General features: G+C 73.0%; 14 protein-coding genes. 5 read left to right on the top strand and 9 right to left on the bottom strand.

Annotated features, from left to right (window positions below; genetic code table 11):
- Window positions 1-91 precede the first annotated feature (91 nt).
- Window positions 92-283 carry a 50S ribosomal protein L28 gene (gene rpmB / locus V5O40_RS11030; RefSeq protein ID WP_093401721.1) on the top strand — a complete coding sequence of 64 codons (192 nt, stop codon included), beginning with the start codon at window positions 92-94 and terminating at the stop codon, window positions 281-283.
- Window positions 284-369: 86 nt separating this feature from the next.
- On the opposite strand, the gene V5O40_RS11025 is transcribed toward rpmB, so the two are convergent.
- Window positions 370-831 carry a GNAT family N-acetyltransferase gene (locus V5O40_RS11025; protein ID WP_332905346.1) on the bottom strand — a complete coding sequence of 154 codons (462 nt, stop codon included), beginning with the start codon at window positions 829-831 and terminating at the stop codon, window positions 370-372.
- Between the two features lie 49 nt (window positions 832-880).
- Complete coding sequence (locus V5O40_RS11020; protein ID WP_332905345.1) at window positions 881-1,819, bottom strand: thiamine-phosphate kinase; 939 nt, start codon at window positions 1,817-1,819, stop codon at window positions 881-883.
- A 291-nt stretch (window positions 1,820-2,110) separates the two neighbouring features.
- On the opposite strand from V5O40_RS11020, the gene V5O40_RS11015 reads away from it, so the two are divergent.
- Window positions 2,111-2,344, top strand: coding sequence for an Lrp/AsnC ligand binding domain-containing protein (locus V5O40_RS11015; protein WP_013284547.1), 234 nt, complete (start codon window positions 2,111-2,113; stop codon window positions 2,342-2,344).
- The gene (locus tag V5O40_RS11010; protein ID WP_332905344.1) at window positions 2,345-2,965 is read left to right on the top strand and encodes a DUF3515 family protein; all 621 of its coding nucleotides are present in this window, start codon (window positions 2,345-2,347) and stop codon (window positions 2,963-2,965) included.
- A 57-nt stretch (window positions 2,966-3,022) separates the two neighbouring features.
- Here the strand turns inward: V5O40_RS11010 and V5O40_RS11005 are convergent, their stop codons facing one another.
- Both V5O40_RS11005 and V5O40_RS11000 read right to left on the bottom strand, forming a co-directional pair.
- Complete coding sequence (locus V5O40_RS11005; protein WP_332905343.1) at window positions 3,023-4,129, bottom strand: D-alanine--D-alanine ligase family protein; 1,107 nt, start codon at window positions 4,127-4,129, stop codon at window positions 3,023-3,025.
- A gap of 149 nt (window positions 4,130-4,278) precedes the next feature.
- On the bottom strand, window positions 4,279-4,515 hold the full coding sequence (locus tag V5O40_RS11000) for a hypothetical protein (RefSeq protein WP_164445736.1): 237 nt from the start codon (window positions 4,513-4,515) through the stop codon (window positions 4,279-4,281).
- Between the two features lie 275 nt (window positions 4,516-4,790).
- On the opposite strand from V5O40_RS11000, the gene V5O40_RS10995 reads away from it, so the two are divergent.
- Complete coding sequence (locus V5O40_RS10995) at window positions 4,791-5,636, top strand: helix-turn-helix domain-containing protein (protein WP_332905342.1); 846 nt, start codon at window positions 4,791-4,793, stop codon at window positions 5,634-5,636.
- 4 nt (window positions 5,637-5,640) lie between these two features.
- Window positions 5,641-5,841, top strand: a complete 201-nt coding sequence (locus tag V5O40_RS10990) for a DUF397 domain-containing protein (RefSeq protein ID WP_332905341.1) — start codon at window positions 5,641-5,643, stop codon at window positions 5,839-5,841.
- Between the two features lie 84 nt (window positions 5,842-5,925).
- Here V5O40_RS10990 and V5O40_RS10985 read toward each other — a convergent pair whose 3' ends face one another.
- Genes V5O40_RS10985 through V5O40_RS10965 form a run of 5 tightly spaced genes read right to left on the bottom strand, consistent with a single transcriptional unit; the run spans window position 5,926 to window position 10,718 of the window.
- Window positions 5,926-6,990 carry an ROK family protein gene (locus tag V5O40_RS10985; RefSeq protein WP_332905340.1) on the bottom strand — a complete coding sequence of 355 codons (1,065 nt, stop codon included), beginning with the start codon at window positions 6,988-6,990 and terminating at the stop codon, window positions 5,926-5,928.
- Between the two features lie 20 nt (window positions 6,991-7,010).
- Window positions 7,011-7,832 (bottom strand): putative protein N(5)-glutamine methyltransferase, encoded by an 822-nt coding sequence (locus V5O40_RS10980; RefSeq protein WP_332905339.1) that lies wholly within the window; start codon window positions 7,830-7,832, stop codon window positions 7,011-7,013.
- The gene (locus tag V5O40_RS10975) at window positions 7,832-8,977 is read right to left on the bottom strand and encodes a cystathionine gamma-lyase (RefSeq protein ID WP_332905379.1); all 1,146 of its coding nucleotides are present in this window, start codon (window positions 8,975-8,977) and stop codon (window positions 7,832-7,834) included. Before V5O40_RS10975 ends, V5O40_RS10980 begins: the two co-directional genes overlap by 1 nt.
- 8 nt (window positions 8,978-8,985) lie before the next feature.
- Complete coding sequence (locus V5O40_RS10970; RefSeq protein WP_332905338.1) at window positions 8,986-9,984, bottom strand: NAD(P)H-dependent glycerol-3-phosphate dehydrogenase; 999 nt, start codon at window positions 9,982-9,984, stop codon at window positions 8,986-8,988.
- A complete protein-coding gene (locus tag V5O40_RS10965) occupies window positions 9,981-10,718 on the bottom strand; it encodes a lysophospholipid acyltransferase family protein (protein WP_281580283.1) in 738 nt (245 codons plus the stop codon). Before V5O40_RS10965 ends, V5O40_RS10970 begins: the two co-directional genes overlap by 4 nt.
- Between the last annotated feature and the right edge of the window lie 85 nt (window positions 10,719-10,803).

Raw genomic sequence — 10,803 nt, 5'->3', positions numbered from 1 at the left:
GCGGGCGGTTCCCCCATCGGGTACCCTGGCCAGGTTGCCCGGGCTGCGCCTGGTGCCGACTTCATGAACGTTTCAATCCCAGGAGTATCCCGTGGCTAGCGTGTGCGACGTCTGTGGCAAGGGGCCGGGCTTCGGCCACAACGTGTCCCACTCGCACCGGCGGACCAACCGCCGCTGGAACCCGAACATCCAGTCGGTGCGCACCCCGGCCGGTGGCGGCACGACCAAGAAGCTGAAGGTCTGCACGTCCTGCATCAAGGCCGGCAAGGTCGCCCGCGCCTGACGCGGTAACACCGGGACATCACGACCGTCACACCGGCGGGCCCCGACGGGCCCGCCGGTGTCGTCGTGTCCGCATGAGCCGGGGGCTCAGAGCGTGCGGCCGAACGACAGGCAGCCGGGCTCGTCGGCGTAGAAGCCGAAGTTGGGGATCCGCTCGTAGCCGGCCGCCTTGTACAACGCGATCGCCTCGGGCTGGCGGTCACCGCACTCCAGGATGATCCGTCGGCGGCCGTGCTCCCGGGCCGAGCGTTCGATGGCCGCCAGCACCGTGCGGGCCACCCCCCGCCCCCGTGCCTGCGGCGCGGTGTACATCCGCTTCAGCTCGGCGGCCTGGTCGCCGTGGCTGCGCCAGCCGCCGCAGCCCACGGGCTGCCCGTCGATCCAGGCGACCAGGAACGCCCCGGCCGGCGGCACGAACTCGCTCGCCTCGACCGGAGTCTCGTCGCCGCTGCCGCCGTAACGGGCGCCCAGGTCGGCCAGGGTCGCAGTGATCAGCCGCTGGGCCACCGGAGAGTCGAACGGCACCGTGTGGATCTCGATTTCGGGCACCCGTGCAGGGTACGACGCGACCGGCGGCACCCCGCCGGGTGGCCGGTGGTCAGCGAAAATGGTCCCATCCGGGTGGGCCGTCGAACGGTCGGCCGTCCACGGTCACCCCGGCACCCTCGGTGACCCGACCGATCGCCCGCCAGCCCGCCGGCAGGGCCGTCGCCGGGGGGAAGGTCGCCGCCAGCGCGTGGTCGTCGCCACCGGTCAGCAGCCAGGCGTACGGGTCGACGCCGAGCGCCTGCGCCGCGTCGCGCATCTGCGGCGGCACCTCGAAGGCGTCCCGGGTGATGTCGACGGCCACCCCGCTGGCCTTCGCCACGTGCCCCAGGTCGGCGAGCAGCCCGTCCGAAACGTCGATCATGGCGGTGGCGCCGAGCCGGGCTGCCTGCGGTCCGGCCCGGTAGGGCACCTCCGGCCGCCGGTACGCCTCGACCAGCAGCCGGGGCGTGCGGAAACCACGGGAGAGCACGGTGAACCCGGCCGCCGCGTAGCCGGTGCGACCGGCCAGGGCGAGCAGGTCACCGGGCCGGGCACCGGCCCGGGTGACCGGTGACCGGCCGCCCAGGTCACCGAGCGCGGTGACCGCGATGGTGAGCGTGGGGCTGGCCGACATGTCCCCGCCCACCACGCTGGCCCCGACCCCGGCCGCCTCGGCGCCGAGACCGTCGGCGAGCTGCTCCATCCAGCCGGTCTCCACGTCGGCGGGCACGCAGAGCGCCACCAGCAGGGCCGTCGGCTCGGCCCCCATGGCCGCCACGTCGGCGAGGTTCGCCGCCGCCGCCCGCCGGCCGACGTCGTGGGCACCGGCCCAGTCCCGGCGGAAGTGCCGTCCCTCGACCAGCACGTCGGTGGTGGCGACCACCCGGGCGTCCGGCGCGGCGACCACCGCCGCGTCGTCCCCCGGGCCGAGCAGCACCGTCGCGCCGTACGACAACCGGGCGGTCACCCGGTCGATCAGCCCGAACTCGCCGACACCCGCGACGCTCACCACGACACCCCCGTGCGCTCGCTGCGCTCGCTCACGACGGCACTCCGCTCCGCTGCGCGCCGCCGTGAGGCACCACCGCCCTGAGCCTGATGGCTCGCTCGCTGCGCTCGCTCACGACGGCACTCCGCTCCGCTGCGCGCCGCCGTGAGGCACCACCGCCCTGAGCCTGATGGCTCGCTCGCTGCGCTCGCTCACTGCTTCTCCTTGGCCACCGATCGGGATCCGCCCTGGTCCGTAAGGTACTTTCTCCCTTCGGGCCGCCTTGCCGGCGGCGACGGAGGGAGGTCGAGCGTGGTACAGGCGTACATCCTCATCCAGACAGAGGTCGGCCGGGCACGTGACGTGGCCGGTCTCATCGCGGACCTCGCCGGCGTGGTCCGCGTCGACGCGGTCACCGGGCCGTACGACGTGGTCGTGCTCACCGAGGCGAACACCGTCGACGAGCTCGGCAAGCTCATCGTCAGCAAGGTGCAGATGGTGCCCGGCATCACCCGCACGCTCACGTGTTCGGTGGTGCGCCTGTAAGTGGACGAGCACTCGAACTCCCCTGTCGCCCAGGCCGACCGGCCGGACGCGAAGGCACCCGACCGGACCAACCGCAGCGCGGCGCTGATCGCCACCGCGGTGGCGCTGCCGGTGACCCTGCTGGTGGGCGCGCTCGCGCTGAACAGTCTCGCGCCGGAGGAGCCGGCCGCCGCGCCGCAGCCGTCGGCGAGCACCCCCGGCCCGGTCTCCACCGCGCCGGTCGAGATGGCCGCTCCCCCGCTCGGCGAGCGCCCGACCGTCGTCTGTCGTGCCCTGTTGTCGCAACTGCCCGACTCGATCCGCGACCTCCCGCAACGACCGGTGAGTGCCGGTCCCGAGCAGAACGCCGCGTACGGCGACCCGGCGCTCACGGTGGCCTGTGGTGGTGCCGCGCCGCAGGTGCGCCCCGACGACCACCTCTACCTGGTCAACTCGGTCTGCTGGTACGCGGTGGAGGGGCCGGACGCGACGGAGTTGACCACGGTCGACCGGGAGACGGCGGTGACCCTGCGGGTGCCGAACTTCTACGGCGAGGCGTTGCAGTGGGCCTCCCCGGTCTCCGCCACCATCGTCGAGTCGATCCGGTCCTCCGACACGGCACCGTCCGGCTGCACCTCCTGACGCCTCCGGGCCGGCCCGCCCGGTACCGGGGCTGCGCGTCAACCGCCGCGGCGGGGCTCAGTACTGCCCGGGCCCCCGGGTCAGCGCCGTCCGGATGAGCCGGTCGACCAGCTTCGGGTACTCCAGGCCGGCGGCCGCCCACATCCGGGGGAACATCGACGTCGGCGTGAAACCGGGCATCGTGTTGATCTCGTTGAGGTAGACGTCGAGGTCGGGCGTGACGAAGAAGTCGACCCGGGCCAGGCCGGCGCAGTCCAGCGCGGTGAACGCGCGCACGGCGTAGTCGCGTACCTGCCGGGTGACCCGCTCCGGCAGGTCGGCCGGGATGTCGTACTCGCAGGCGGTCTCGGCGTCGATGTACTTGGCCTCGAAGTCGTAGAAGTCGTAGTCGCCGACCACCCGCACCTCGGCCAGCACGGACGCCTCCGGCGCGCCGCCGGCCTCGCCCTCCAGCACGCCGCACTCGATCTCCCGACCGACCACGGCGCCCTCGACCAGCACCTTGCCGTCGATCTCCCGGGCGGTGGCGAGGGCCGCGTCCAGGTCGTCCCAGTCGTTGACCTTGGTGATGCCGAAGGAGGAGCCGGCCCGGGAGGGCTTGACGAAGACCGGCAGGCCCAACCGCCGCTTGTCCGCCTCGCTGAGCGTCGTCCCGCTGCGCAGCACCGCGTACGGGCCGACCGGGATGCCCTCGGCGGCGCAGAGCTTTTTGGTGAACTCCTTGTCCATCGCGGCGGCCGAGGCGAAGACCTTCGCTCCGACGTACGGGATGCCGGCCATCTCCAGCATGCCCTGGATGGTGCCGTCCTCCCCGTAGGCACCGTGCAGGACCGGGAAGACCACGTCCACGTCGGCGAGCGCCCGGGGCCCCTCGGTCGGGTCGAGCACCAGCAGTCCACCGCCGGTGGGGTCGGCACGCAGCACGATGTCCGTGCCGGACGCCGCGGTGATCTCCGGCAGCCGGCGGGCGTTGATGGCCAACTGACCGGGGTCGCCGCTGGTGAGTACCCACTGGCCGGCCCGGGTGATACCGACCGGCACCACCTCGAACTCGTCCGGGTCCAGCGCGGCGAGCACACTGCCGGCGCTGACGCACGAGATGCCGTGTTCCGGGCTGCGGCCGCCGAAGACGATCGCCACGCGGGTCTTGCCTGGGGTGGTCACTGTGATCACCTTTCCGGGACGCACTGCTGGCGCTCTCCCGGATGACCTTACTGTGCGTGGCGGGTGAAGGTAGCCGATACCCTGCGGCAACGCGGCGCGGGCGCAAACGGTCAACAAGTCATATACGCAACGTAATCACGCCGACGCGGTCAACCGGCCAGCTCACGCTCGCCGTAGGCGTGCCGGCGGCCGATGGCGAGCACCTTGACCCGCTGCCGGCCGGCCCGCACCATGCCCAGCGCCATGAAGGCCCCGGCGATCCGGTCGGCCGCCTCGCGGCTGCTCGCGCCGACCACCTGGCGGCGACGCTCGGGGGCCAGCCGCTCGTTGCGGCCGTCCACCTCGTACGGGCGCACGTCGGTCAGCACCACCAGGAAACGTGTCATCGCCGGCCGCCCCGGCGCTCGCCGAAAAACCGCTGACCAGTCCGCACGTCGATTCCCTTCCGGTGGCCGACCAACTGGCGTGGCACGCGACGGTCAGGTACGGGGGAAAACCTGACCGCCGCGCGCCCCATCCCCTCCGGTCGCTCACCACCACCGTCGCCACGACAACCGGCGGTGAGGACGCGCTAACAGATTGACAGCCTCATGGGCATGAATGCAACTCTCACCGGCGTTCTCTCATGTACAGCTTCCCAAATATGTGCGACCATCTATCCATGGCTCCGAAGACCGCTCGTGCCCGCCGGTTGGGCATCGCCCTGCGTCACCATCGCGAGGCCGCCGGCCTCACCCTGGAGACCGCGGCTGACGAGATCAACAGCACCCGCAGCACGCTCTCCCGCTACGAGAACGCGCAGACCCTGGTCAGTCCGGCCACCGTGCGCGCCCTGCTCACCCTCTACGGGGTCGGCGCGGACGAGGTCGCGGCCGCCGTCCAGCTCGCCAAGGACGCGCGCAAGCCGGGTTGGTGGGTGTCCTACTCGTACCTGCTCGACCGGCGCACCATCGACTTCATCGCGCTGGAGGCCGAGGCCGTGGCCATCGCGAACTTCGAGCCGTCGGTGGTGCCGGGGCTGCTGCAGACCGCCGACTACATCCGCGGCGTGATGCGCGGCGGGCCGCACACCCTCAGCGACAACGACGTCGAGGAGCGGGTACGCATGCGACTGGACCGGCAGCAGCGGGTCTTCGAGGAGGACCCGCCGATCTTCGACGCGATCATCGACGAGGCCGCGCTGCTGCGCCCGGTGGGTGACGACTCCGCGCAGCAGGGCCAGCTGAGCCACCTGCTCAAGATGAGCGAGCTGCCGAACATCACCGTGCAGGTGATCCCGTTGGCCGCCGGCTACCACCGGGGCACCCGGGGCTCCCTGCACATCCTCGAATTCGCCGACCCGGAGGATCCGATCATCGCCTCCGTGGAGACGGTCGCCGGGCAGATGATCCTCGACCGTCCTGGCGACCTGCGTACCTGCACCAAGATCATGGAACACCTGCGCACCGTCGCACTCAGCCCGACGGACAGTCGCGAGGCAATCTTCGAACTCCTGAAGGGACGGTAAGGCGATGACACCGGAGATCAGCGCGGCGGTGACCGTGGCGGGATGGCGCAAGAGCAGCCACAGCGGTGACGAGGGAGCCTGCGTCGAGATGGCGGTCGTCCCCGGCACCGTCGCCGTCCGCGACTCCAAGGACCCGCACGGCCCGCTGCTGAGCTTCCCGCCGGCCGCGTGGCGCGCCTTCACCCAGGCGCCGCCGACCCGCTGAACCTCGGAGGAACCGCACCCCAGAGCCGCTGACCGGGCCGGTAAGGGCACCGCCGGCCCGGTCAGCCCCTCCGCCGTCGCCCGCTCAGTCGCCCACCAGCGGCGGCGGCGACGGCAACGCCCGGATCGCCTCCAGCGCCGCCAACGCCACGCCCCGCGCACCGGCCATGTCGCGGTCCGGCACCAGGGCGAAGGTGGCCAGGGCGGCCTGCTCCACCCGGAGCAGCGTGTGCTCCCGTACGGCGGCCAGGAACCAGTCGCGGAACGCCGGGTCCGTCTCCACCACCCCGCCGCCGACGAAGTACGCGTGCGGATCGGTGAAGTTCGCCGCGATGGTGAACAGGGCACCGAGCGCCCTGGCCTGCTGGGCGAAGATCTCCCGGGCCAGCTCGTCGCCCCGCTCGCCGTAGCCGCGTACCAGTTTCGCCGCCCGCTGCGGCGACTCGCCGGCCAGCGCGTGCCCCGGGAAGCGGGTCAGCCAGTACGGCAGCAGGTTGTGCTCGATCGCGGTCAACGACACGACGCTCTCGACGTCACCGGCGAAACCGCAGGCGCAGGTCGGCACCGGCTGTCCCGGCGCCAACACGGTGGTCAGCGGAATCTGCACGTGCCCCAGTTCGCCGGCCATCCCCGCCGCCCCGGAGATCACCCGGCCGTGCTCGACCAGGCCGCCACCCAGTCCGGTGCCGACGATCGCCGACACCGACGACCGCCGCATCGCGTCGGTCCCGAAGTGGACATGATGGGCGTAGAGTGCGGCGGCGTTGCCGTCGTTGTGGTAGATCACCGGCAGCCCCAACCGACGTTCGAGGGCACCCCGGACGTCGTAGCCGCGCCAGGCCGGCTGGGAGAAGTTCGTGGACCCCTTCGACGAGATGACGCCGCTGGCACTGGCCGGGCCGGGGGTGTCCAGACCGACCGCGCCGACCTGGTCGCGGGACACCCCGGTGCGGGCCAGCACGCCGTCGAAGGCGTCCGCCATCGCCGCCACCGCCGCCTCCGGGCCCTCCTGCACCCGGCTCGGCGTCTCCACCAGGCGATCGACCAGGAACCGTCCGTCGAGCGTGAGCACGGTGGCGTTGTTGGTCGTGCCACCGTTGTCGATCCCGACCACCACCGTCGCGCCGTCCACCCGAGTTCCGCCTCCCACCGTCACAGCCTGACGTGAGGCTAGTTCTCGTACCGCCCGCCCGCCACGTCGTCCGGGCATCGGCCCGTCATCGCGGTGGCGTCGGCGACGTCGTCACGCACCACCGATGGCACCAGGCCCGCCTCGCTCAGCACCGCCCGGAACCGCTCGACCTGCGTCCGGCCCACCTCCACCACCAGATGCCCGCCGGGCGCGAGCCAGTACGGCGCGGCAGCGGCCAGCCGACGCAGCACGGCCAGCCCGTCCGGCCCACCGTCGAGTGCCGCGGCGGACTCGTACCGGCGAGCCTCGGCGGGTAGCAGAGCCACCGCGACCGTCGGCACGTACGGGGCGTTCGCCACCACCAGATCGAGCCGGCCACGCCAGGCCGCCGGCAGCGGATCGAACAGATCCCCGGCGAGGACCGGCACCCCCACAGCCGCGAGGTTCCGCCGCGCACAGGCCACCGCCGCCGGATCCACGTCGACCGCGGCCAGCAGCCGGGGCGCGGCGAGTCGACGCGCCAGCACCCGGCTGATCGCGCCGGAACCGCAGCACAGCTCCACCACGGTCGCCGCCGGCCCGGTCACCGCCACCGCCGTCGACACCAGCAGGGCGGTACGCGCCCGGGGCACGAAGACGCCCGGGTCGACCTCGATCCGCTCACCGCAGAACTCCGCCCAGCCCAGCAGGTACTCCAGCGGCTCGCCGGCGACCCGCCGGTCGACCAGATCCGCGAGCGTCTCCGGGCCGCCGTCGACGGCCAGCAGCAGCCGGGCCTCCTCCTCGGCCCACACACAGCCGGCCTGCCGCAACCGGGCGACCAGGGCGTCGTACCCGACCGGGAAGACCGGCGCTCCCATCAGGCCGCGGCGTCCAGCGCGGCCGCGACGTCGGCGACCAGGTCGGCGGGGTCCTCCACCCCGCAGGAGAGCCGGACGAAACCGGGCGACGTGTCGTCGCCCCACTGCGCCCGCCGGTCCGCGGTGGTGTGCAGGCCGCCGAACGAGGTCGCCGCGGCGACCAGCCGGGCCGCGTCGAGGAAGCGGGCGACCCGGTCGGCGCTGCCGAGATCGAAGGAGAGCACGCCCGGCATCCGCCGCAGCTGGCGCACCGCCACCGCGTGCGCCGGATCGTGCGGCAGGCCGGGCCAGCGCAGCCCGGCGACGTCGGCGCGCTCGGCCAGCAGCCGGGCCAGCGCCTGCGCGTTCGCCGTCTGCCGGGCCAGGCGCAGGTCGAGGGTGGCCAGCGACCGGTGGGCCAGCCAGGCGTCGAACGCGCCCGGCACGGCACCGGTCGCGGTACGCCAGGCGGTGACCGTCGACAGCAGCTCCGCCGACCGGGTGGCGACGTAGCCGAGCAACAGGTCGGAGTGCCCGGTCAACGCCTTGGTGCCGGAGGCCACGACCACGTCGGCGCCGAGGTCCAACGGCCGCTGCCCGAGCGGGGTGGCGGTGGTGTTGTCCACCGCCAGCAGGGCACCTGCGGCGTGCGCCCGCTCGGCGAGCGCCGGCAGGTCCACCACGTCGAGTCCCGGGTTCGCCGGCGTCTCCACCAGCACCAGCCGTACCCCGTCGAGGTCCGGGTACGGGCCGGCGGTCGGTGCGAACCGCACCCGCACGCCGTTGCCGGCGAGGGTGTCGGTGGCGAACGCGCGCACCGGGAAGTACCCGTCGGCGGGCAGCACCACCACGTCACCCGCCCGCAGCACCGCCAGCAACAGGCCGGTTATCGCCGCCTGGCCGCTGGCGAAGACCCGGCAGTCGCCGCCCTCGAGCTCACCCACCGCGGCCTCCAGCAGCCGGCGGGTCGGGTTGTCCGGACGCCCGTACCCGTTCGGGGCCGTCGCCGGTCCCTGCCACGGGTCGAGATGGTACGGCGCGGCGAACACCGGCCCGGGCAGGAACGGCGCACCCGGGGTGGGCTCGGGCAGGCCGGCGTGCACGCACCGGGTGCCGTCCCCCGTCGACGGGTGGTCATGCGGCTGCGGGGCGTCGCGCTCGCTCATGGTGCTGCTCACTCCGGCTTCGTGGTGCGGCTCATCAGGGCCTGGACTGCCAGGCGCGGGTCAACCCCCTCGTGGCAGACCAGCTCGACCTGCTCGGTGATCGGCATCTCGACCCCGTGCGCGCGGGCCAGATCCCGGATCGCCAGCGCGCTCTTCACCCCCTCGGCGGTCTGCCGGGTGGCCACCCGTGCCTCCTCCAGGGTGGCGCCCCGGCCGAGGTGCTCACCGAAGGTGCGGTTGCGGGCCGACGGCGACGAGCAGGAAGCCACCAGATCACCCATCCCGGCCAGGCCGGCGAAGGTGAGCGGATCCGCGCCGAGGGCGACACCGAGCCGGGCGGTTTCGGCCAGCCCACGGGTGACGAGCATCGCCCGGGTGTTGTGGCCGAAACCCATCGCGGTGGCGATGCCGTACGCCAGCGCGATCACGTTCTTGACGGCACCGCCCAGCTCGCAGCCGATCACGTCGTCGTTGGTGTAGGGGCGGAAGTAGGGCGTGGTGATCGACCGCTGCACCAGGGTGGCCCGATCGGAATCGGTGCAGGCCACCACGGTGGCCGCGGGTTGCTCCGCGGCGATCTCCGGTGCCAGGTTGGGGCCGGAGACCACCACCACCCGGTCCGCCGCGACCCCGGCGGTCTCGACGATCACCTCGCTCATCCGCTTGGTGGTGCCGAGTTCGATGCCCTTCATCAGCGACACCAGGGTGGCCTCGGGGTGCAGGTGCTCCACCCACTCGGCGAGGTTGCCGCGCAGGGTCTGCGACGGCACCGCCAGCACCACCATCTCGGCACCCTTGATCGCCTCGACCGGGTCGCCGGTCGCGGTGACCCGCTCCGGCAACACCACGCCGGGCAGGTACTCCGGGTTGCACCGCTCGGTCCGGATCGCGTCGGCGATCGACTGTCGCCGCGCCCAGAGCGTCACCTCCCGGCCGGCGTCGGCGAGGATCTTCGCGAACGCCGTGCCCCACGACCCCGCCCCCAGCACCGCCACCTGCCCACTCACGCCGCCGCCTCCGGGTGCTGGCGGTCGGGCTGGGGGCGGGTGGTGCGCTGCCACAGCGGCGGTGGTGTCCCGCCCCGGATGTCGGCGAGCATGTCCCGCAGCCGCAACATGATCACGTCGGTCATCTCCTCCAGCACCTGGCGGCTCGGGGTGGCGCCGGCCCAGCGGCTCAGGTCGATCGGCGGCCCGGCCACCACGGTCACGGGAATCCGGGGCCGCAGGTTGATCCGGGCGCGGCGCGGATCGAAGATCCGCTCGGGTCCCCACATCGCCAGCGGCACCACCGGGGCGCCGGTGGCCAACGCCAGCCGGGCCGCGCCGGTCTTGCCCTTCATCGGCCACAGGTCCGGCTCCCGGCTGGTGGTCCCCTCCGGGTAGATGATCACGGCACCGCCCGCGTCGAGCGCCCGGACCAGAGCGTCCAGCGACTTCACCGCGTCGACCGAGCCCCGCTCCACGGGGATCTGCCGGCACCGGTGCAGGATCCAGCCGATCACCGGCACCTTGAACACGCTCGCCTTGCCGAGGAACTGCGGCCACCGCCCGGCGTCGTAGACGAAGTGCGCGGAAACCAGCGGATCGGCGTGCGAGATGTGGTTCGGCACGATGATCACGGGACCGTCCTGGTCCAGGTGTTCCATGCCCCGCCAGGTACGCCGGGTCCAGACGGTCATCACCGGCTTGACCAGCACCACGGCGAACCATTGCCAGAATCCCAGCCTCCGCCGACCCACCCGTGCCTCCTCATGCCCACCCCGACCCGCCACCGGAGGAGCCCGGTGAGGTCCGCAGCGGAAATCATGCCTGCTCGCCCCGGGT

Origin of the sequence: Micromonospora palythoicola (assembly GCF_036689795.1) — a bacterium.
GTDB lineage: Bacteria > Actinomycetota > Actinomycetes > Mycobacteriales > Micromonosporaceae > Micromonospora > Micromonospora palythoicola.
The sequence above is the reverse complement of the archived record's forward strand: the minus strand, read 5'-3'. Positions and strand labels throughout refer to the sequence as shown.

What these genes read in the sequence shown, in the direction of transcription:
- V5O40_RS11000 (WP_164445736.1), bottom strand. Translation starts at nt 4,515, where the DNA reads ATGACACGTTTCCTGGTGGTGCTGACCGACGTGCGCCCGTACGAGGTG.
- V5O40_RS10995 (WP_332905342.1), top strand. Translation starts at nt 4,791, where the DNA reads ATGGCTCCGAAGACCGCTCGTGCCCGCCGGTTGGGCATCGCCCTGCGT.
- V5O40_RS10990 (WP_332905341.1), top strand. Translation starts at nt 5,641, where the DNA reads ATGACACCGGAGATCAGCGCGGCGGTGACCGTGGCGGGATGGCGCAAG.
- V5O40_RS10980 (WP_332905339.1), bottom strand. Translation starts at nt 7,832, where the DNA reads ATGGGAGCGCCGGTCTTCCCGGTCGGGTACGACGCCCTGGTCGCCCGG.
- V5O40_RS10975 (WP_332905379.1), bottom strand. Translation starts at nt 8,977, where the DNA reads ATGAGCGAGCGCGACGCCCCGCAGCCGCATGACCACCCGTCGACGGGG.